At 60.3% G+C, this 21,431-nt stretch carries 16 protein-coding genes; 6 read left to right on the top strand and 10 right to left on the bottom strand.

Annotated features, from left to right (window positions below; all coding sequences use genetic code 11):
- The first annotated feature begins 199 nt into the window (after window positions 1-199).
- Window positions 200-844 carry a DUF937 domain-containing protein gene (locus tag SH809_09545; protein ID MDZ4699936.1) on the top strand — a complete coding sequence of 215 codons (645 nt, stop codon included), beginning with the start codon at window positions 200-202 and terminating at the stop codon, window positions 842-844.
- A gap of 114 nt (window positions 845-958) precedes the next feature.
- On the opposite strand, the gene SH809_09540 is transcribed toward SH809_09545, so the two are convergent.
- From SH809_09540 to rho, 7 genes are all read right to left on the bottom strand, one after another.
- Window positions 959-2,443: a Mur ligase family protein gene (locus SH809_09540; GenBank protein MDZ4699935.1), complete on the bottom strand. Its 1,485-nt coding sequence runs from the start codon at window positions 2,441-2,443 to the stop codon at window positions 959-961.
- Window positions 2,440-3,564, bottom strand: coding sequence for a hemolysin family protein (locus tag SH809_09535; GenBank protein MDZ4699934.1), 1,125 nt, complete (start codon window positions 3,562-3,564; stop codon window positions 2,440-2,442). Before SH809_09535 ends, SH809_09540 begins: the two co-directional genes overlap by 4 nt.
- 295 nt (window positions 3,565-3,859) lie before the next feature.
- Window positions 3,860-7,756: an efflux RND transporter permease subunit gene (locus SH809_09530; protein MDZ4699933.1), complete on the bottom strand. Its 3,897-nt coding sequence runs from the start codon at window positions 7,754-7,756 to the stop codon at window positions 3,860-3,862.
- Window positions 7,757-7,784: 28 nt separating this feature from the next.
- The gene (locus SH809_09525) at window positions 7,785-8,948 is read right to left on the bottom strand and encodes an efflux RND transporter periplasmic adaptor subunit (protein ID MDZ4699932.1); all 1,164 of its coding nucleotides are present in this window, start codon (window positions 8,946-8,948) and stop codon (window positions 7,785-7,787) included.
- A 49-nt stretch (window positions 8,949-8,997) separates the two neighbouring features.
- Window positions 8,998-10,638: a TolC family protein gene (locus SH809_09520; protein MDZ4699931.1), complete on the bottom strand. Its 1,641-nt coding sequence runs from the start codon at window positions 10,636-10,638 to the stop codon at window positions 8,998-9,000.
- Window positions 10,639-10,674: 36 nt separating this feature from the next.
- Window positions 10,675-11,316: a TetR/AcrR family transcriptional regulator gene (locus tag SH809_09515; protein MDZ4699930.1), complete on the bottom strand. Its 642-nt coding sequence runs from the start codon at window positions 11,314-11,316 to the stop codon at window positions 10,675-10,677.
- Between the two features lie 375 nt (window positions 11,317-11,691).
- Window positions 11,692-12,801: a transcription termination factor Rho gene (rho, locus tag SH809_09510; protein MDZ4699929.1), complete on the bottom strand. Its 1,110-nt coding sequence runs from the start codon at window positions 12,799-12,801 to the stop codon at window positions 11,692-11,694.
- A 350-nt stretch (window positions 12,802-13,151) separates the two neighbouring features.
- Here rho and SH809_09505 point away from each other — a divergent pair, with 350 nt between their 5' ends.
- Both SH809_09505 and murF read left to right on the top strand, forming a co-directional pair.
- Window positions 13,152-13,952, top strand: coding sequence for an alpha/beta hydrolase (locus SH809_09505; protein ID MDZ4699928.1), 801 nt, complete (start codon window positions 13,152-13,154; stop codon window positions 13,950-13,952).
- A gap of 25 nt (window positions 13,953-13,977) precedes the next feature.
- A complete protein-coding gene (gene murF / locus SH809_09500; GenBank protein MDZ4699927.1) occupies window positions 13,978-15,606 on the top strand; it encodes a UDP-N-acetylmuramoyl-tripeptide--D-alanyl-D-alanine ligase in 1,629 nt (542 codons plus the stop codon).
- A gap of 96 nt (window positions 15,607-15,702) precedes the next feature.
- Here the strand turns inward: murF and SH809_09495 are convergent, their stop codons facing one another.
- Window positions 15,703-16,398, bottom strand: coding sequence for a TorF family putative porin (locus tag SH809_09495; protein MDZ4699926.1), 696 nt, complete (start codon window positions 16,396-16,398; stop codon window positions 15,703-15,705).
- Window positions 16,399-16,734: 336 nt separating this feature from the next.
- Complete coding sequence (locus SH809_09490; GenBank protein ID MDZ4699925.1) at window positions 16,735-17,844, bottom strand: Gfo/Idh/MocA family oxidoreductase; 1,110 nt, start codon at window positions 17,842-17,844, stop codon at window positions 16,735-16,737.
- Between the two features lie 21 nt (window positions 17,845-17,865).
- Here SH809_09490 and SH809_09485 point away from each other — a divergent pair, with 21 nt between their 5' ends.
- Window positions 17,866-18,525: a ribonuclease HII gene (locus SH809_09485; GenBank protein MDZ4699924.1), complete on the top strand. Its 660-nt coding sequence runs from the start codon at window positions 17,866-17,868 to the stop codon at window positions 18,523-18,525.
- Between the two features lie 3 nt (window positions 18,526-18,528).
- Here the strand turns inward: SH809_09485 and SH809_09480 are convergent, their stop codons facing one another.
- A complete protein-coding gene (locus tag SH809_09480) occupies window positions 18,529-19,110 on the bottom strand; it encodes a shikimate kinase (protein ID MDZ4699923.1) in 582 nt (193 codons plus the stop codon).
- A 43-nt stretch (window positions 19,111-19,153) separates the two neighbouring features.
- Here SH809_09480 and truA point away from each other — a divergent pair, with 43 nt between their 5' ends.
- Complete coding sequence (gene truA / locus SH809_09475) at window positions 19,154-19,915, top strand: tRNA pseudouridine(38-40) synthase TruA (protein MDZ4699922.1); 762 nt, start codon at window positions 19,154-19,156, stop codon at window positions 19,913-19,915.
- A gap of 122 nt (window positions 19,916-20,037) precedes the next feature.
- Window positions 20,038-21,387 (top strand): kelch repeat-containing protein, encoded by a 1,350-nt coding sequence (locus SH809_09470; protein ID MDZ4699921.1) that lies wholly within the window; start codon window positions 20,038-20,040, stop codon window positions 21,385-21,387.
- The last annotated feature ends 44 nt before the right edge of the window (window positions 21,388-21,431 follow it).

Below are 21,431 nucleotides of genomic sequence, written 5' to 3'. Positions count from 1 at the left end.
AAGCGAGGCGAAGCCGGCATGGAGGTGCATTTTTATACAGTTATTGTGTACAATTCAGACGTTTCATCCCCGCGAATCCCCCATTTTCGACCGTCTTCGGACCCACGCGGTCGATGGACCGGCGTTTGATCGCGCGCAACGTTACGCGGACCACGCGTTATCGCGCTTTTTCTTCCTACCCATTGCCTAACACCTACCCATGAATCTTCTTTCCAGTGTGCTCCAGAACGGAGCCGTACTCCAGCAGATGGCCAAGCAGCTAAACCTGGACCCGAACCAGGTGCAGAGCGCCGTGACGCACATGATCCCTGCCCTCACCCGCGGCATCCAGAAAAACGCTTCGTCGCCCGGTGGCCTGGAAGGGCTCCTCGGCGCGCTTCAGAAAGGGAGCCACTCGCAGTATGTCGAAAAACCGAATCTTCTCGGCCAGGCCGAAACGATTAATGATGGCAACGCCATCCTCGGGCACATCCTGGGTAGCAAGGATGTGAGCCGCAACGTCGCCGGCCACGCCGCGCAACAAACCGGCCTCGACGCCGGCATCCTCAAGAAGATGCTCCCGATGCTGGCGACGGTCGTGATGGGTGCACTCAGCAAGCAGACCTCCAACGCCGGCCTGCTCGAAGGCCTCGCTGGCGCCGCCATGGGCGGTGGCAACAGTGGTGGTAATAGTGGCGGCGGCGGTCTCCTCGGCGGCCTCCTCAAAGGCCTCACCGGCGGCGGTCAGCCCCAGCAGAAAGCGGCCGGTAACCCGGCGCTCGACATGCTCGGCAGCTTCCTGGACGCCGACAAGGACGGCTCCGTCATGGACGACCTCCTCGGGATGGCGAAGAAGCTCTTCTAATTGCGCACCGCGCTCGGGACACAGGCCCCTCCTCGCCCCGGAGGAGGGGCAAATCCCGACAATGCCTGCGTTGTCGGGATGGGCAGGTGTCCCTGGGAGGTGCCCGGCGCACGGTTACTTTAATCTTGAATCTCCCATCTTTAATCCATCCAGCAGCCGGCGATGCAACCCCCCAAAACCCCCGTTGCTCATGATGAGCACAACATCGCCCGGGACGAGGAGATGTAGCAAGATCGCCAGCATGTCATCGGCGTCGGCGGTGCGGTGGGCCGTTATGCCTAGTTGTTCCAGCAACCGCACGATGACGTCCGGATCCAGGAAATCCTCCACCCGGTCGTTGTGCCGGAACGGCGGCGTCGTCAGACAGGCTACGTCGGCGAGAGCCAGGGCATCCACATAGGCCAGCTCAAAGGCCTTTCGCCGGCTGGTATTGGACCGCGGTTCGAACACGGCCACGAGCCGGCGCCCGGGGTTGGCGTCGCGCACAGCGTCGATCGTGACGCGCACGGCCGTAGGATGGTGTGCAAAATCGTCCAGCACTCGGATGCCGCGCACCTCGCCAAGCACTTCCTGCCGGCGCATCATGCCGGGAAACGACCCCAGGCCGGCGTGAATTTCATCGAAGTTCAACCCCTCGTCGAGCGCGATAGCCACCGCCCCCAGCGTGTTACTGAGGTTATGCAAGCCATGCATCGGGAGATGGAGCCGGCCCAGGGCGCGGCCTCCGGATACGAGCGTAAACGATTGGCCATCGGCGTCCACCTGACGGTCGCGGCATGAGATCGTATTGACGGGGTCCAGACCATATAACACGACCCGGCTCCTCGCCATCACTGCCAGATCTCGCACCGGCTCGTGGTCTCCACAAAGAGCAAGCAGTCCTTCCGGAGGCACCAGCCGCGTCAATTCCTCGAAGGCGGCGCGATAGGCTTCCCAGGTCGGATAGATGTCCGTGTGATCGAGTTCCATGGACGTCACGATGGCGCTGGTCGGGCGATAGTGGACGAACTTGGGGCGTTTGTCGAAATACGCACTATCGTATTCATCGCCCTCGACGACGAAATGCGGCCCCGTTCCAACAGCGCAGCTTACGCCGACATTCTGCATCACCCCACCTACCAGGAACCCCGGGTCGCGGCCGGCCGAGCGGAGCAGGTGGACCAGCAAGCCCGTCGTAGTCGTTTTTCCGTGGGTGCCGGCTACCACTAGCGAACGCCGATTCGCAAGAAATAAGTGAGCGAGTGCCTCGGGAAACGACAGTTGCACGAGGCAGCGATCGCGCGCGGCGGCGGCTTCCGGATGGGTCGGCGTACAGGCGTTGCCGATGATGACGAGGTCTGGCGCGGGCTCGAGATGCGCCGGGTCGTACCCCTGAAACACCGTAATACCGGCCTCGGCAAGTCGGTCGCTCATGGGCGGATACACCGCCTGGTCCGCCCCCGATACCGCATAGCCGGCCTCCTGAAGCAATCCGGCGAGCGAGCCCATCCCCGTGCCGCAGATGCCGACGAGATAGACCGTGCGGATGGCCTCAAGCGCCGGCGCGGCCGGCCGCGCAAAGACCCGCAGCTGGGCATCAGGCAGGGACGAGATACTCATTCGGCCGGCGAATTACCTGTTTCGATCGGACGACCAGTCATCATTTGTGCAGGTGCCGTCGCCACGGCCTCTCCCGCTTCGGTGAGCAACCCCAGCCGGCGCGCGCGCCTCGTCCACTGTTGGCGCGCCCACTCCTGCAAATCCTGGATCGTATCCGCCTCGTCGACGATTTCCATCCCGAGCAACGTCTCCACCACATCCTCCATCGTAACGATGCCCGCGAACCCGCCGTATTCGTCTACGACCATAGCGATATGATCCAGACGGTCCAACAACCGATCCAATAAGGCCGAGATGGACAGAGCATCCGGCACGACCATAATCTCCCGTGTCAACGCCTCCAGCGTAAGATCCCCCCGCCCCTGCGCCGCCTTGAGTAGGAGGTCGTCTTTTAATACATAGCCCGCCACGACATCTCGGCTTTCGCGATACACCAGAATCCGCGAAAACCGAAACTCCTCGTGCGATTCCATCACTTCATCGATTGTCATCGCGTTTGCCAGCGAGAACACAACGATGCGAGGCGTCATGATATCCTTCACTCGGATCGACGTAAAGCGAAACAAGTTTTTCAGGATGCGCGACTCGTTCTCATGGAAAACGCCTTCCTGATGGCCAATTTCTGCGAGAGCCGAAAACTCCTCGCGGCTGAACGATATCTTGCTGCGATGGCGCGTCAACAACCGTGTGACCGACTGCGCCAGTCGAACGAGCGGCCACATGACCCACATCACGGGCATCAACACTCGGACCACAATCGGCGCGAGCTGGCGCCAGAAGATAGCGCCGACGGTTTTCGGGATGATCTCGGAGAAGATCAGGATCATCAGCGTCATCCCTGCCGAAAATGCCCCTACGACATGACTGCCAAAAAGCGCGGCGGCCTGCGCGCCGGCCGCGGCGGCCCCCATGGTGTTTGCAATGGTATTCAGACTCAGAATTGCCGCAAGCGGACGGTCGATCTGTGCCTTCAACATCCGAATCTTACTCCCTAGACTACGCCCCTCCTGTTCGAGCCCCGCAATGTATGATGGGGTGATACTTAGGAGCACAGCCTCCATGATCGAACACAAAAAGGAGACGCCTATGGCCAGAATGATGTAAATCGCGAGAAGTGTCATGCGGGCTTCAACATCGTATCGGCCGTTTGGATGCGTGCTGGCGGGCTCTTAACGTGGAAACAACAGCGACAGGTTTACCGCGCCGACAGGTCCATTCTACAGCTTACTACTTTCAGGGTATTTCCGCAATCCTGATTTAGCCCATAAGACGGCTGTCGTAACGCAAATACGAGCCGGCCATAGATCGACTCGACACAATAAGCAGCGGCTGGAGCAGCCCGGGAGCGCTCATGCGTCCCGGCACTCCAGGCCGCTGCTCGTTCGTTGTATCCTTAACGTCTGCGATTCACGCCCCTCACGCCGGCCGCTGGGCGCCGCCATCCTTCAGTGCATAAGCGCTCCCATTTCCGCCCAGTTGGGGCATGAGGCCGTCGGGCGTCCCGTCGCCGGCGATCGCGTCCACTTCTTCGTCATTCTCCACCGCGAATGTCTGCGAGAACCGCTGCGAGATAGAATCAAAGACCGAGTACATGACCGGCACGATGACCAGCGTCAGGAAGGTCGCGAACGTCAATCCGCTGATGATCGAGATGCCCATCGGCCCCCAGAACTGCGTGTTCTGAGATCCCAACTGGAAGTTCGGCGCAAAATCCGTCAGCAGGCCCACGAAGTCGATGTTTAACCCGACGGTCAACGGCACCAGGCCGATCACGGTGGTTAATGCGGTCAGAATCACGGGGCGGAGTCGAGTAGCACCGGCTTCGATAATGGCCGCACGTTTATCCATACCACGCTCGCGCAACTTCATCGTGAAGTCGATCAACACGATGTTGTTGTTCACCACAATGCCGGCAAGACTGATGACGCCAATAAATGTCATCAGGCCAAATGGCGTGCGGGTCAGAATCAGCCCCAACAGAACCCCGATCAGACTCAGGCCAACGGCCACCATGATGATAAACGGCGTGCTTACGCTGTTGAACTGGGCGACCATGATCATGAAGATCAGGGCCACGCCAATCAGTAACACATAGCTGAGGAAGCCAAAACTCTCCTGCTGCTCCTCGTTTTCGCCTGTATAGGTAAGGGTATATCCCTCGGGCACGGTGGTCTCGTAATCCGCCAGGTGCGCCCTTGTGGAGGCCAGCACCTCAGGGCCAGTGAAGCCATCGGCTGCCTTTCCGGTCACCGTCGCTACCCGGTACAGGTCAAGCCGCGTCACCGACCCTAAACCGCCACGCAGTTGCATGTCGGCGACGGCTACGAGGGGCACTTGCTGCCCTTCGTGCACGATGGTAAGATTGCGGAGGCTTTCGAGGCTGGACCGGTCGGACTCCGCGAGGCGTACAATGATGTCGTACTCGTTTTTACCGGTGCGGTACGTGCCGGCTTCGGAGCCGTTGATGGCCGAACGGATCGTAGAGGCGATGAGGCTCGTCGACAACCCGTATTGGGCCGCGCGCTCGCGATCGATATCGACCTGGAGTTCGGGACGGCCCGAGTTCAGGTTGTCATTCACATCCACCAGCCCGGGTATGGCGCCCGTTTCCGATGCTTCGCTCAATCGCGTCTTGACCTCCGTTGCCACACGGCTGATCACCTCGAAGTCCGCTCCGGAAATCTCGATGTTGACCGGGTTGCCAACGGGGGGGCCGGATTGATCCTGGCTGAACGTAACCTCCGTTCCCGGGATGCCCTTGAGCTGATTCCGGAGTGCCGCCATGGTGATGGGGCTAGGCTCGGCGCGGTCCTCGTAGTCCACCAGATTCAAGGTCAGGCGCGCCCGCTCGGGGCCGGCCGCACTGCCGCCAAACATGACGTCGCCCCCGACGCCGACATTCGTCAACATATTCTTGACGTTCGCGCGGAGGTTTGGGTTGTCATGTAACAGCGCATCGATCCGGGAGTGCGCCTCCAGAGCCACGCCATTACTCGTCTCCAGGTTCGTCCCAAGCGGCGCCTCAAATTCAATGGCCACCTGGTTCGGATCTGTTGTCGGGAAAAACTCGACGCCCGTCGGTGCGAGCACGAAGAGACCCACTATGCCAAAAAGTGACCCAATGACCCCGTTCAGCAACCGCGAGCGGTTGTCCGTCAGGATGAGTTGCCGGGGGGCTTTAAACACCCAGCCCAGCGCGCCGATTAGCACTACCAGCACAGGCACGGCCATCAACACAACGGCGGCGCTCGGCTCCAGATGGCGAGGGCTTATCTGGATGATCCCCAGTAACGCCCCGATACCAAGGGCAAGGTATACGCCCCCTTTTACGGTCGTCTTTCCACCGATGTACAGGATTTCTGCAATGTGCACGAAGATACCGATGAGCCCGAGGGCCGCCAGAATCCCGCCCGGTACGAGCAGAATCATGCCGGCATACTGGCCGGCTATGCGGCTGATGATGCCGCCAAGGACAAGCGCCACCGCCCCCAGCGTGAAGGCGCCCAACGAAAACGTATTTCGTAGCAAGGCACGCTTCGCGCTGTAGTCCCGCTCAAGCATCCAGTTCAGAAACGTCCTGTATCGCGTGACAATCCTTGGAAATCCAGTCTGCACGAATCGGTCGCCCATGGGCTTGAATACGTGTTTGTGCATCCAGATCAACACCGGAATGGCGACGATGAGTACGACCAGCGACTTCCAGTTGGCGATGCCGATCACGACACCGGTCAGTGCCACAAGCACGGTCGCCCCGATCCGCGCCGCGCGCCGCATGGGAGGTGATTCTTCGTTGTCCATCCGGGCATAGATCCCCATGAACACAGGGTTGATCACAAGCGCCACGAACAGCGAGCAAATCAGGGTCACGATGAGCGTCAGCGGCATATAACTCATGAACTCCCCGATGATGCCCGGCCAGAACAACATGGGAGCGAATGCCGCCACGGTGGTGGCCGTCGAAGCAATCACGGCGGGACCGACCTCGCTGGTACCCAGCCGCGCCGACTCGAACCGGGAGTACCCCTGCTCTCGGAATCGGTAGATATTCTCAATGATCACGATCGCATTATCAACCAGCATCCCAAGCGCGATAATCAGGCTGAATAGGATGATGAAGTTGAGCGTGTATCCGAGCGTTTGAAAGAGGATGAAGGCTATAAACATCGAAAGCGGAATGGCGATGCCCACCAGGAAGGCATTCCGCACGCCCAGGAAAAACAGCAACACGGCCACAACGAAAATGAGACCGCTGATGACGTTGTTCTCCAGGTCTTTCAACATGGCCTCAACGTACACGCTCATATCGCCCGTGATGACATGCCTCGTGCCGGCCGGAAAGGTAAACGCGGCCATCTTCTCGTCGATCTCTTTTACCGTATCGAGTATGTTGGCGCCTGAACGTTTCACGATGTTCAGACTGACCACCTGGAGCGTGGCCAACTCTTCGTCGGACAACATGCGGAGCGCGCCTTCCTCGTCCTCTTCCTGGATCATCTCCAGCCGCGAATAGGTCGCACGTTCTTTGAATCCGAAGACGACGGTAGCGATATCTCGAATGTAGACGGGCACCCCTCCCGGGGCTTCGACCACCAGATTCTCCAGTTCGGCCGGCGCTTCGATCTCACCGTTCACCCGCACAAGATAATTGGCCCGATCGACGTCGATCGACCCCCCGGGAATGTTGGTATTTTCCTCACGAATCGTAGCAATGACGTCTTCAAACGCCAGGTTATACGACTTGAGCGCGTTCAGGTCGACATCCACCTGCACCTCCCGCTCGAGTGCCCCGATCACATCTACCTTCAGCACCGACGGGATGCCCTCGAGTTGCTCCTCGAGATCCTCGGCTACATCCTTCAACCGCGCGAGCGAGTAGCCAGCGGCCAGGTTGATCGTCATGATCGGAAACTCCTGGAGGTCGATCTCGCTCACGAGAGGCTCCTCGGCTTCAGGCGGTATTTCCGACTTGGCGATGCCCACCTTATCGCGCACCTTCTGCAGTGCGTCGTCGATCGACACGTCGGGATCGAATTCCACAATCACCGTCGACACCCCCTCCGTCGAGGTCGATCGGATTTCCTTGATCCCACTCAGTCCCTGCACCTCCTGTTCGATGTGCTGGGTCACGAGCGACTCGATGTCGTCCGGGCTCGCTCCCGGGTAGATGGTCGTGACGACGATCTGCGGGATTTCGATGGACGGGTTGGCTTCCTTCGGGATCGTCAGGTAGCTCAGCAGGCCACCAATCGTAAGAATGGCGGTCAACACCAGGACGCTGGTGCGATACTGGATCGAGATATCGGTGATTCTCATAACGCGGATGCCGAACGGTTGACGATGATTATTCGGTAGACACGAGACGCAACGAGGCGCTCTCAGTAGTCGATACGACCTCGACGACGTCGCCTTCAGTAAGATTTTGCTGACCGAGGATGACCACTTCTTCGCCGGCTTCGATGCCGTCAGTAATCACGACATAGCCGCCATACGAAGCACCGGTTTCGACCGTGCGGGCATGGGCGACACGTTTGCCGTCCTCGGATCCGACCACAAAAACGCCGTAGCCGGCCTCATCGAGCAATACGGCCGTTTGAGGCACAACCAGCACGTCAGCCAATCGGTCACGCGTCACGAACAACCGCGCGGTCATCTCGGGCTTGAGGATGCCCTCGCGATTCTCGACGCGCACTTCAATCGGAAACGTCCGGCTTGCGGCGTCGATCGCACCGCCCACGAACTCGATCTCCGCCGAAATGCGGCCGTCGCCGTTTGGACCGAACTCGATCTCGACCGGTGTCCCTTTGCGAATCGTGCTGGCGTACCGCTCAGGCACGCCGGCGGCGACTTTGACGGCTGCGCTGTTAACCAGGCGCGCCACGGGGGTACCCATCACCACCTGCTCCCCTACTTCCGCCATGTGTTCTTCTACGTACCCGCCAAAGGGCGCCGTTACTCGCGTATTGTCAAGCTGCTCGCGCAACTGGGCGAGCGCAGCCTCGGACTGGCGCAGCTGGGCCGCGCTCTGGTTCAACTCGGCCCTAACGCGTTCGTATTCGGTCGCGCTGATGATCGAATCCTGATACAGCGGCGTTTGCCGATCGTACGTGTCTTGCGCCAGATTAAACTGCGCCTGAGCGGCGTCGAACATCGCCTCCGACTGACGATAGCCGGCGTATAACATCGTCGAGTCAATCTGCGCCACGACACCCCCCTTACCTACATAGGCCCCACGCGCGGCGCGGTACAGCAAGGTGCCACTCGACTCGGCCGACAACGCCGCATCGTTACTGGCTTCCACCGAACCGGTCAGTTCGATGACGTCGACAAAGGCTGTAGGCGACACGACCAGCGTCTCGATACGCACGCTGCGACCCACCGTGGCCACGGGCACCGCCGCCGCACCGGTAGCGTCATCGTTCTGCGCGCCGCCACATCCCATCCCTGCAAACGGCATCAGGACGAACACGGCGAACGCATAAAAATGTAGTAAGGAAAGACGATTCATAGGGCTCATAGAAGTCATGATGATACAGCGTCGTAAGCTTATGTCAGCGTTATTCGCGCCAGCGGGCAAGGGCAAGATTCAGTTCCTCCGAATTGGCGAGCGGCATGCCGACAGCCGTTTCGAACGCGCTCCGAGCGCGCAGGTAGTCGTGGATGGCCTGGAGGTGGTTCAGCCGGCTCTGATCCAGCTGGTCGGATACATTCCGCACTTCCAGCGGCGTGGCGACGCCCTCCTCGAGCCGTTTGCCGGCGTAGGCATAATTCAATGCGGCCCGCTCGCTATTCCGTTCCTGGCTGGCAATCTGCATGCGGGCGGCCTCCAGGTTACGAAGCGCCAGCGCCACCTCCTGCCGGACGCCTTGCAGTTGCTGATCGAATTGCACCTCGAGGCGGTCCGCGGCGATGGTCGCCTGTTGAGCCCGGTAACGGCTCTGGAATCCATCAAACAGCCGCCAACGCAGTTGGAAGCCCACATTAATCGCCGGATTCCAGTAACTGGAGCTGAAGAAGGAATTCGACCCCTGGCTGAACGTAAACGGATCATCCGCGTCGGCGATCAGGAAGGTCCGATTGCCCGGTACGTTACCGACATAGCTGAAGTTGGCGAACGCGTTCAGCGTGGGCAGATAACTGCTTCGTGTCACACGCGCATTCAACTGCTGCAGTTTGATGCTCTCGCGCAACTGGTCGAGGTCGGGCCGTTGGTCGATGGCCACGCCCACGGCGTCTTCCATCGAGATGGTCTGAAACTCTCCAATGGAATCCACGGCGAGTTGCCCCACCAGATGGAGGGGCTGATCGACCGGGATGCCAACGACTACCTTGAGCTGATCGAACGCCTGCTCGGCGCGGTTGGAGGTTTGCAACAAAGCCGTCTCGAGGTTCGCCAGCTCCACCTCCATGCTCAAGCGCTGAAATTTGGGCGTCACTCCTTGCGTCACCTGGCGTGAGATTTCACTGAGCGTGGCGCCGGTGCGTCCCACACTCTGACGCGCGACTTCAATCGATTCCTGAGCCAGGAGCGCCTGGTAGAAGGCGGCGCGAACCTCGTCGATCATGACCTGTTCCTGCCGTTTGAGCCCGTACTCCCGGCCAGTCGTCAGGTAGCGCGATGCGCCTTTCACCGCAATGAACGCGCTGAAGTCGAAGATCTTCTGAGTGATGGTAATGCCGGACTGAAACTGGTTCGGCACGGCGAACGGGTTGTCCTGCGCGTCCAGAATGATGCCGGCGCGGTCGATACCCTCTTGTTGCCGATCGATGAAATCGTCAAACGTAAGAGGGTCCGTGCCGGGGTCTTCGTCTGTACGGGAACGCTCGTTGTACGCCAGCCAGTCTATAAACCCCAGCGAGGAGAAGAGATTGCCGGCCGAACTGCCCGAGAACGGGTTGGCGCTCTTCAAGTTACGCGTATAGCTGCTCGATGCCTCGATCTGAGGATACAACTGGCCATACCCCTCCTTTACCTGGGCATCCGCTTCCTCTACCCCCAGCCGCGCATCTTTCATCGCATAATTCTGGATATAAGCGATTTGCAGCGCCTCTTCGAGTGTAAGCGTGATCGGCTCTCGAGGCGACAGGGGTGAAATCGAGGCGAACTGCCCGTAGCCCACCCGAGGGGCGGCGATCACCAGCACCACGAAGACCAGGCCGAACGCCTTCAACAACCTTAATGGACAACGATACAGCATACAGTTATACTGGTCTTTGGGAGCGGATGGGACCGATCAGACACTCAGTCCATCCATTAAAAGATGGGTCAGAAACCCGGCTGCCGACTCCGGAGCCAGCGGCGAGCAGGCGGTGTCGCCGGCCAACAACAGGTGCACCTGTAGCCCCTGAATATTGCCCAGGATGATGTGCGCCGTCGCATGCACGTCCATGGTACGGATCGTGCCGGCGCCCATGGCCGCCTCTATCGGTACGGTAAACGCGTGTACAATGCGCTCCTGTTGCGCCCGGAAATACGACGCATGCCCTTCGTTCTCTCCAAAACACATCCGATGTGCCTCTTTTACGAGAATGAGAAAAAGCTCCTTGTCGTGTAAATAGAACGAGAGGCATGACAACGTATAGTCATAGAGCGCCTGACGGAACGTTATTTTCTTCTCTTCGACGGGTAAAAACGAGACCCGCACCAGCCGCTCCATGTCGTCGTAAAACCCATCAAAGAGGGCAAACAACATGGCCTCCTTGCCCTCCCTGAAGTAGTTGTACAGGGTCCCTTTGCCGAACTCCGCCCTACGCGCAATGTCATCGAGCTTGGCATGCTCGAATCCTTTCTCCGCAAACTCCACCCGCGCGGCCGACAGGATGGCATCTCGCCGCAACTGGCGTTCGCGTGCTCTTCGGGACGTTGGTACCTCCATGCTCGGTTCAGGAAAGGTGACGCGTGAGTCAGTTTTTGACCACTACGTCACGTTGCTGAACAAGATTCACCCCACCCATTAAGAAGGTGTCAAGATTTGCCAGGATGCCCTCAAAGAGTCCTACAAAAAAGAGTCGTATAAAAAAGGCGCCCGACTCAGGGAGTGAGCCAGGCGCCATTGAAACCAGAGGAGATGCAACCAAACGCCCTGAATAATAGGAACCTATTGACTCTATGTCAATACTTTTTTAGGCATTCGTCATACTACCTAAAATAATCCTCCCTGACACTGAGGCAATTTAAAAGCACCGTATGGAGTGCCCCTGACATCAAAAAAAACAGGCAGGCGGTTCGCTACACCGGATCGGCCGGTCGGCTAATTCGGGATCAGCTCATTGAGCAGACGTTCGTTCGTCGGGATCTGCTGGAAATGGCGCAGCAATGCCTGCATGGCCTCGATCGGCGGCCGGCTGTTCAGCGCCCGGAAAAGCTTGTGATGCTGTGCCACCATATCGCCCAGGAGCAACTCCTCGTTTCGGGTGCCGCTCTTCCGTAGATTGATCGCCGGGTAGATGCGTTTATCGGCCATCTGGCGGTCCAGCACAATTTCGGAATTGCCCGTCCCCTTGAATTCCTCAAAAATCACTTCGTCCATGCGGCTGCCCGTCTCGATCAGGGCCGTGGCAATGATGGTCAGCGAGCCGCCGTTTTCGATATTCCTCGCGGCGCCAAATATCTTTCGAGGGATCGTCATGGCCCGAGAATCCAGACCGCCGGACAACGTTCGCCCACTGCCTTCCGTCCACAGGTTGAAGTTGCGGCCGAGGCGCGTCAACGAGTCCAATAACAGCACGACATCCCGCTTGAGCTCCACAAGCCGCTTGGCGTATTCCAGGGATAACGTGGAAACGCGGACGTGGTTATCCGCTTCCCGATCGTTAGAGGATGCAAAGACCATGGCAGAGGTGGATCGGCGGAAATCCGTCACTTCCTCGGGCCGCTCATCCACGAGCAGCGCCACGAGGGCAACCTCCGGGTGGTTTCGGGTAATTGCCGCCGCAATCTGCTTCAAAAGAATGGTCTTGCCGGTCCGGGGCGGCGCCACAATGAGGGCACGCTGCCCTTTCCCGATCGGTGCGGCGAGGTCCACGGCGCGCATCGAAAAATCCGTCGGCCCCGTCACGAGATTCAGCTTCTCTTCGGGGTAGATGATCGAACCGGTCTCGTAGTCCCGCGTCCGCACCCACTCGTCCGGGCTAACACCCATGATCGTGGTCACTTTTTCCACCTGCAGATCGCCCTTGCGACCGGGACGTAACGTCCCTTCCAGGATCACGCCGTCGCGCAGATTCAGCTTACGTATCAGCGGTGGAGGGGCAAATGCGTCGTTCTCTCCCTTCGGCAATTCAGGCCGCAACTCACGAATAAACCCAAACTTCTTGTCGCCAATCAGCTCGAGTATACCACGGAAAGGTATCTCTCCCATACAATGTTAAAAGGATCTAGTCTCTGGGTTAACGTTGACCTTCTATTCCACAAAACACGGAAAGGCCAATTACATACCAATCTAAAACAGGAAACACGTCCCGCTTTTTTCTGACATCGCCGTGAGGCCACTCACGGCGTCGGATTTCCACACGCATGGACCTCTCTCACGGCATCCACCGCCGCCGGGCCATGCTATCCGGACACGTTCTGGACGCGCAGGTGGCGCGTCTCGCAAGCTCCCAACTTCCAACCAACAAGGAATAGCTACAAAAACTCCGTTATGGAACGTTGCTTCACGCCGATGGTTTCCGGACGCTTGATGAGCCGCATATAAACGAAGCGACAGCGATGACTGACCCGAGCACGTGGGTATCCCGCCTCCAGGTGGAACGAAGCGGACCACCGGATGCAGACACCGTGATCCTGTTGCATGGATGGGGTAGTAACGCCTCGCTCATGCATGCCCTGGCGTTGCCGCTAGCCGCTACGTACCGGGTGCTGGCGCCGGATCTCCCCGGGCACGGCACGACCCCGCCGCCCCCCGAGCCCTGGGGCGTGCCGGAATACGCGCGCCTCATCGCGGCTTTCATGGCTTCGGAAGGCCTGCGACGCGCTCCCATCATCGGGCATTCGAATGGCGGTCGAATCGCCCTTTATATGGCCAGCGAACCGGAATTCGCCCCGCTGATCGAACGCCTCGTCCTGATCAGCCCCTCGGGCATTCGGCCGTCGCGCTCCGCCGGCTACTACCTGCGCAGCGGCCTCGCCCGCACGTTGAAAGCGCCCATGACCCTCCTCCCTCCTCGCCTGCGCGCCATCGGGATGGACTGGCTCAGACACACGTGGATCTGGCCCATGCTGGGGTCCTCAGATTTCCGGCAGTTACAGGGGGTCATGCGCGAGACCTTCGTAAAAACAGTAACCTGTTATCTGGAAGATCGGCTCGACCGGATAACCGCTCCGGTTCTAATCCTCTGGGGCACCCGGGACGATGCCATTTCCCATACCCAGATGACGACGCTGGTATCCGGCCTGCCAAACGCCACGTTAGTCCCGTTACAGGACGCCGGACACTACGGGTACCTCGACCAGCCGGCTCTGACGAGCGAGGCCATCACCCGCTTTCTCGAACCCACGCCCGCCGCCTGATCGCTCCACCCGGATCATCCCCTGCATGGACGCATTGTTTCAGATCCTCTACAGCCTGGGCATCGCCGCCGCTACGTTGAGCGCGTTATGGCGATGCTGGCAACGCCTGCGATTCTACCTGCACATGCTGCAGTTGGAGTCTTATAAACCACCCCGGTTTCGGTCCTGGCTACGCTCCCGCGGGCGTAGCCAGATCGTACGTATATCCCATATCCTCGGCCTGCTCCTCGTTGCGACAGCCGCCTTTCACCGGTACGGCGCCGTCGCGGCAGCCCTGTTGTGGACGATTGCCTTCGCTTCATCCCGGCATTACCTCGGATTTCAGATCAAGAAGCCGATTGCCTTCACGGGCCGGATGAAGCGCCTCGCTGGCGCCGCCTTCGTATGCGCAACGGCCCCGGTCGCCGGCGGCGCGCTGCTGGCTTTTTCCGCGGGCCCCCTCCAGGGCGCCGCAGGATACCTGCTCGGGTGGCTCGCGGCGGACCTCCTCGCTCCGCTCTGGGTGCTCCTGGCTGCCTACCTCATGGCGCCCTATGAACGTTGGCTCCAGAATGGGTTCAAACGACAGGCCACCGAGACGCTGCGCCGGCGAACCGACCTGCAGGTGATCGGGGTCACGGGCTCCTATGGCAAGACAAGCGTCAAGTTCATCGTGGCCGAAATCCTGCGTCAGCGGGGGAACGTGCTCGCTACTCCGGGCTCCTATAACACTCCCATGGGTATCTGTCTCGTTATTAACGAACAGCTCAAGCCGGAACACCAGCTACTCGTCCTCGAGATGGGCATGCGGTATCGGGGCGATCTTCGGGAGTTGTGCGCCATCGCCGCGCCCGACCTGGGCATCGTCACGTCCGTCGGGCCGGCGCACCTCGAAACGATGGGCTCTATCGAAGCGATCGCGGCCGAAAAAAGCGACCTGCTCGGAGGGCTCAAACCCGGCGGAGTCGCGGTGCTAAACGCCGATGACCCGAATGTCGAGGCGATGGCGGCCCGCGCACCGGGCAAGGTGTGGCGCGTATCCGCAGGCGCCGTGCCGGACGCCGACATCGTGGCCCGCGATCTCGTCTACGGTCCGGAAGGCCTGTCTTTTATCGTGCGGGATGACACGGGCGCCGAACATCCTTTCCGGTCGCAGTTGCTCGGGCAGCACAATGTCGTCAATATCTTGCTGGGCGTGGCCGTCGGCCGGCACTATGGCATGCGCCTCCGACAGATTGCCCATGCCGTCGCCCGGATCGAACCGATCGAACACCGCCTCCAGCTACGACGACAGGGAACGTACACGATCATTGACGACGCATTCAACGCAAACCCGGTGGGCGCACGGCATGCGCTGGACGTGCTGGGAGCGTTCACCGGCGGGCAGCGCGTCGTCGTCACGCCCGGGATGGTCGAACTCGGCGCCCGCCAGGAGGAAGAAAACCGCCTCTTCGGCGAACACATGGCCGGCCAGGTCGACCTCGCCATCCTCATCGGCGACGAACAGACGCGTCCCATCCAGGAAGGCCTCCGCCGGAGAGCTTTCCCGGAGGACCACATCCTCATCTACCCCTCCTTTTCCGATGCCCGCGCCTACCTCGACTGCCATCTCCAGGCCGGCGACACCGTGCTCTTCGAAAACGACCTGCCCGACACCTACAACGCCCGTTCCTGACGAACATGCGCGACGTGCCCCGGAGAAATCCGGCAACACGCCGCGCATGACGTATCCTTGCTGGCCCGGCAAGAAAGTTACGAGACGGACAAGACGCTACAGGCTGACGCCGAACACCAGAAAGCTCCGCGCCGCATTCGGCGTTGGGTTGATCATGTAGGCTACCGAAACCGGCAACGAGAAGGAGTCGGTGATCTTGAGTTCGCGGGACGCCGACAGACCGAGATTCACGAATCCGAAGGCCGACGTGCGGTAAAACGCGCTTTCCTGAGGCACAAACGCGACTGTCACGCCCAGATCCACATCCTCCACCGTGAAGGGGTAATCCAGCTGGATGTAGACCGAGTTGTCGTCGTCGTTGTGGAAGAAAATGTTCGCCGAAATCGAGAGGGGAAAGGTCTCCGTCCCGCCGGCGCCCACGTTCAGTTCCAGAAAGTGCGAACCGCCATCCTCGTAGTTGAAGTAGTCGAGGCCGAGCGAGTCGTTACCCGGCGCCGGGAAGTGATAATCCGTGATACCCACCGTGATGGGCCCAAGCGCCACGCTTGCATACAGGTCATGCTCGTTGGCATACGCTCCCGAAGCCGAGATCGAGTAGGAGGCCCATGAACCGACCGTCAAAGCGCCCGCACTGAATTCAAGCGCGGGCTGAACACTCATCGACTCGCCAAAGTCGACCCCGCGCCAGATGTACCGGCTGACGACATCGGCGCCCAGGCTAAACGACTGAGCCGCCGCGGGGCGAATGTTTCCTAAAATTAGAACGGCTAGCAGAAGGAGTACAGGTCGCATGGCTTTCATGTAGGATATTCGTTTGGTTGGGGGTTGATTCGACGGAAGGCTTAGTCGGTGGATCGATATATATAATTTTTTAAGGCGACAAGCCAGTATGCCGAAATAATAAAAGCGCTTTCTCTTCTATTTCTTCAAACAAAACATCCAAAAATGAGGAAAAAGTCACCTCGGATGCGCAGAAAGTCAGGAATTTATTACGGAGGACAGTTTTCGTATCCGGGCTATCTATTGCCGACTTGTCGAGAAATAAAAGGGGCTTTCGAGAAATGAAAGAAGCCCGAAGGTGTTGCCTCCGGGCTTCAATTTTATGGGTTAAACGAGCAGCCGGCGAGATCAGTCGACCCGGGGTACCGTGATCGCTACGCCGCCTTTCATGGCCGAGTCGTGCGCGCAGAGGCCGGCCATGGTCCAGTTCGCGGAAGTGGCCGCGTCGGGCATCGGTGCCCGGCCCTGGACGATGGACTCGATGAACTCGTTGGCGAGGTGGGGATGGGATCCGCCGTGGCCACTGCCCTGGATGAAGGAGGTGTGCTCGTGTTCTTCGTCGTATACGCCTGCCTGAGTGAAGGACTGAATCTCGCGCGGGAGGCGATGACCGTAGTCGGGCACTTTAACCCGCTCCGCGTCCTCAAAACCGGAAAACAGCACCATCCCTTCCTCGAACAGCTGCTCCCATTCGAACGAGCGCTGGGTGCCGTAGACATCGAAGCTCTCGCGGTACTGGCGGATGGTGTGGAAGAGCGAACGCGTGACCTCGCAGGCGAGCTCCGAATCGCGCAGCTTCATCAGGGCCGATTCCACGGCGAACGGCGAGCCGTACAGCGGAACGTATTCCTCCTGGATCCGGCCGGACCCAAAACAGACGACCTCATCGACCGTGGTGCCGGCAAGCGCCAGGAGCGGACTGACGGCGTGGGTGGCGTAATGCATCGGTGGGAAGCCATACCAGTAGGCCGGCCATCCAGGCAACCCCATATTCTGCTGATGCGAGCCGCGCAGGAACTGGATCTTGCCCAGTTTCCCACTATCGAGCAACTCCTTCGCATACAAAAACTCGCGTGTGTAGACCGCCGTCTCCATCATCATATAGTTCTTCCCACTGGCGCGCTGCGCCTCGGCGATCCGCAGGCACTCCTCCACGGTGGTGGCCATGGGTACCGTGCAGGCCGTGTGTTTGCCGGCCTGCAGCGCCTGCAAGCTCATGATGCCATGCACGGCGATGGGCGTATTGATGTGCACGGCATCGATGTTCGGGTCGTCCAGGACCGACTGGTAGTCGGTATACCGCACCTCGATGCCAAACGCATCGCCGATCTCGTGCAGCTTGTCTTCATTGCGCTGGCAGACGGCGTAGCAGACGGCGTCCGGGTGGCGCTGGTAGATGGGGATGAACTCGGCCCCGAAGCCGAGCCCGATGATTGCGACGTTGACTTTTTTCGCCATATACTCACTCCTTGTGGTTTGATGCCTGAAAGGGCTTCTGATGCACAGCAAAGAAAGGAACGGGAAGCGATTAGTCCATCACTCGACATAGAAAAGATCTACTGGCGGCAGGGTTGGTCTCGGGTGGCCGGCGCGGACGAGGCCGGACGAGGCTGCCTGGCCGGCCCGGTCGTGGCGGCGGCGGTTGTTTTTCCTCCGGACGTGTATCTTCAGGGCGTACGAGATAGCAAGACGATGCCGGCCGAACAACGGGAACGGATGGCGATCGACATCCGACGGGAGGCGGTCGCGGTGGGCATCGGCATCTGTTCGCCGGAAGAAATCGACCACCTCAACATCCTGTGGGCTTCACTCGAAGCCATGCGGAGGGCAACGGTCAACCTGATGATCGACCCGGATATTGTCCTGATCGACGGCAACCGTTCGTTTCCGAACCCGGCATGGCCCACACGCACCATCGTGAAGGGCGACGCCCTCTCCCACAGCATCGCGGCAGCGTCGATCATCGCGAAGACGGTCCGCGATGGCCTGATGCGCGATCTGGACGCGACGCATCCCGAGTACGGCTGGGCCCGCAACGCCGGCTACCCGACCCCCGCGCACTACCGGGCTCTGGCCACACACGGCCCGACGACGTACCATCGCCGTACGTTCCGTCTCACGCCGGTGCGTATCCCCTGAAGATTATGGCGAAGGAGAAGACACGTACCCGTTTATCTGCGCGTCGAGCTGCCGGCATCCTTCATCCACCGAATACGGGCCAACATCCACGGTTAGATGAGCGCGGCGATAGATGGGATCCCGGAAAGTCATGAGGCGCGTGATTCGTTCGGACACCAGCGCCTCGGGCATCGGATGCCCTTCCGGATCCAGCAGCATGGGCCGGGTGTTCGGTTCCGCTCGGAGGCGTCGTACGATCTCGGCCGGCTCCACGTGCAGGTAAACCACGAGCCCATGGGCCAGGGCAAAAGCCAGATTGTCTTCCGAAACCAATGCCCCGCCGCCGACGGCCACAACCAGTGGCGCCCGTTCAGCTGTTTCGTATAAGGCTTCCGTCTCGTGCCAGCGGAAAGCCGCCTCGCCGAACTGTTTAAAGAAAGGGGCGATCGGCATCCCGATCCGCTCCACGATCCGCTCATCGAGATCGACAAAATCATAGCCGAGCCGCGTGGCCAGCGCGGCGCCGAGGGTGCTTTTCCCGCTCCCCATGAATCCCGTCAGGTAGATGCGCGGCAGCGCGTCGCGGAGTATTTTCGGCTCGGACATCCTGGATGATCGTTAATTCGACGCGTTTCCACCACGCCTGCCCATGAAATATCGCCTGTTGATCGAATACGATGGGACGGAATTTTCCGGATGGCAGCGCCAATCCGGCGTCGCAACCATCCAGGAAGCCCTGGAGGACGCCCTGAGCGTGGCCCTGCGCCGTCCGACTGCGGTGGTTGGATCAGGGCGGACGGACGCCGGCGTGCATGCGCGCGGACAGGTCGGCCACTTCGAAACGGCGGAACCGATCGACCCGTTCCGGCTGCGCGCCTCGCTGAATGGATTATTGCCCCACGCCATCGCGGTGCGGGATGTCGCGCCGGCGCCCGACTCCTTTCACGCCCGCTACGACGCCGTCGAACGCCTCTATCACTACCGCGTGAGCACGACGCCCATCGCGCTTGAGCGGCGTTTCCGCGCGCTGGTCGTGCCCTCGCCGGATGTTGACCGGATGAACGCTGCCTGCCATGCGCTCTTGGGCGAGCACGACTACGACTCGTTTTGCCTCACCGCCTCCGAGACGCAGAACCGGGTCTGCACCGTCCGGGACGCCGTGTGGCGCCCCGAACAGCGCGCGGGAGACTGGCTGTTCTGTATTGCGGCGGACCGCTTCCTCCACGGGATGGTCCGCGCCATCGTGGGCACCCTGGTCGAAATCGGCCAAAGCAAGCGGCCGGCGGACGACATCGGGCGGGTGTTGAAGGCCCGCGACCGGCGGGAGGCGGGGCCGGCCGCGCCGGCCCACGGCCTCACACTGGAGGCCGTCCGCTACCTCGATGAGCCGCGAACTTCGCCGATCGATTAGGTGTTGAATCTTGCTGACGGTTATACTCAGCGTCGAATCGCTGTTACGCCACCTTGCTTATGCTTCGCGCCGGTACTGCCCCACTTGATGCCGCCACGGCCGTTGGTCAACGCGTCCCGGCCATGCCGCGTCTATTCGGGCCGGCGCTTTTCCTGGCGGTCACCTTCATCTTCGCGGCCTGCGACCGCCCGTTTGTCGACCCCAGACCGCCCGAGCTCGAGCTCCTGGCCCCTTCGGTGAATCAGATTTTCGAGGACTCGGTCGTCACGATAAAAGTACGCGCCTCTTCGTTTCGTCTCATCGATCATATCGAGATCGATGGCCGGGAGATGGCGTTTGACCCGATCGACGATACCTGGGTGGACACGGTAACCCTGGCGCTTGGGGTCAACGACTTTCGGGTGGAGGCCATCGATGTGGCCGGCGTGGAAGGTGTTGAGGAAGTCTCCCTCATCCGGATGCAGTTCCAGTTTTCGAACGAAAGCCCCACACTTCCGCCCCCTTTCCGAATCGGCGAACACACGGCGACGCTGCTGCCGGATGGCCGGCTCATCCTGATCGGTGGCGCCCCGGGCATGGTCGATCCGGCGCTCAACACGGCTTTTTCGCTCGACCCCGAAGCGCCTTCTTTTGAGTTACTCCCCAACCGTATGATCCGCGGCCGGACTGGCCACGCCACCGCGCGCCTGCCCGATGGCCGGCTGCTCGTCCTCGGCGGCGCCTCGCGAGGCACCCCCGTGCAGCTATCCCACCTGGTGCCCGAAGTCGAACTGTTTGACCCGGCCACAAATCGTTTTATTCGAGTGCCGTATGTCGGGCCCCCGATCGCTCGCGCCTACCACGTCATGTTTATCACGACGGATTCCCGGGGCACGGTGATCGACGTTCAGGGGGGAATCGGCGAAAATGAGACGGACACGCGCAGCGAGATCAAACCGCTTCGGGATTTCCAGACGTTCCGTTTCGCTCGCGACACCCTGTTCGCCGTAGGCGACGGCGGGGTTGCCGTGGATGGCATCGGAGAAATCTACAGCCATACCGTAGCCCCTCTGGATCCGGAAGGGGCAAGCAGCAACGGCCGCTACCTGGTCGCCGGGACGTATTACACGGAGACCTCGGAAGAGAAGATGAACTTCACGATCGACTTCGACTCCTCCCCGCTGCAGATCATAGGCTCCACCCCGTTCGTTCAGGGGCGATTCCGGCACGCCACCGCCACGCTGCAACCTGGCATCATCTTCTCGTTCGGCGGGCGGATCTTCCTGGGGGGACCTGTGCTTCAGAACTCCGAGGTCTACGTGGAATCCTTGGACCAATTTTTTCTGTTTGAGAACGAGTCGCCCTCGCAGCGCCGGCACGGTCATACCGCAACCAAACTGCCTTCGGGACGAATACTGCTGGTGGGCGGCTTCATAGGAAATGGTGACGCCCTCTCGAGCACCGAGTATTTTAATCCGGGGTTTGGTTTTTGACCGGTATACCGTAAGCTCTACACGCCGCCTCACACCACACGCGC

The sequence above is a fragment of the Rhodothermales bacterium genome, assembly GCA_034439735.1.
In the GTDB taxonomy this organism is placed as follows: Bacteria; Bacteroidota; Rhodothermia; order Rhodothermales; family JAHQVL01; genus JAWKNW01.
This window is presented reverse-complemented; position numbering and strand designations above follow the sequence as displayed.

Bases quoted from the DNA above. Each gene is read 5' to 3' on its own strand.
- SH809_09545 (MDZ4699936.1), top strand. From the start codon at position 200: ATGAATCTTCTTTCCAGTGTGCTCCAGAACGGAGCCGTACTCCAGCAG.
- SH809_09485 (MDZ4699924.1), top strand. From the start codon at position 17,866: ATGCCTGAAAGGGCTTCTGATGCACAGCAAAGAAAGGAACGGGAAGCG.
- SH809_09505 (MDZ4699928.1), top strand. From the start codon at position 13,152: ATGACTGACCCGAGCACGTGGGTATCCCGCCTCCAGGTGGAACGAAGC.
- SH809_09520 (MDZ4699931.1), bottom strand. From the start codon at position 10,638: ATGCTGTATCGTTGTCCATTAAGGTTGTTGAAGGCGTTCGGCCTGGTC.
- SH809_09495 (MDZ4699926.1), bottom strand. From the start codon at position 16,398: ATGCGACCTGTACTCCTTCTGCTAGCCGTTCTAATTTTAGGAAACATT.
- SH809_09470 (MDZ4699921.1), top strand. From the start codon at position 20,038: ATGCCGCGTCTATTCGGGCCGGCGCTTTTCCTGGCGGTCACCTTCATC.
- SH809_09480 (MDZ4699923.1), bottom strand. From the start codon at position 19,110: ATGTCCGAGCCGAAAATACTCCGCGACGCGCTGCCGCGCATCTACCTG.
- SH809_09540 (MDZ4699935.1), bottom strand. From the start codon at position 2,443: ATGAGTATCTCGTCCCTGCCTGATGCCCAGCTGCGGGTCTTTGCGCGG.
- SH809_09535 (MDZ4699934.1), bottom strand. From the start codon at position 3,564: ATGACACTTCTCGCGATTTACATCATTCTGGCCATAGGCGTCTCCTTT.
- truA (MDZ4699922.1), top strand. From the start codon at position 19,154: ATGAAATATCGCCTGTTGATCGAATACGATGGGACGGAATTTTCCGGA.
- SH809_09525 (MDZ4699932.1), bottom strand. From the start codon at position 8,948: ATGAATCGTCTTTCCTTACTACATTTTTATGCGTTCGCCGTGTTCGTC.
- SH809_09515 (MDZ4699930.1), bottom strand. From the start codon at position 11,316: ATGGAGGTACCAACGTCCCGAAGAGCACGCGAACGCCAGTTGCGGCGA.
- murF (MDZ4699927.1), top strand. From the start codon at position 13,978: ATGGACGCATTGTTTCAGATCCTCTACAGCCTGGGCATCGCCGCCGCT.
- SH809_09490 (MDZ4699925.1), bottom strand. From the start codon at position 17,844: ATGGCGAAAAAAGTCAACGTCGCAATCATCGGGCTCGGCTTCGGGGCC.
- rho (MDZ4699929.1), bottom strand. From the start codon at position 12,801: ATGGGAGAGATACCTTTCCGTGGTATACTCGAGCTGATTGGCGACAAG.
- SH809_09530 (MDZ4699933.1), bottom strand. From the start codon at position 7,756: ATGAGAATCACCGATATCTCGATCCAGTATCGCACCAGCGTCCTGGTG.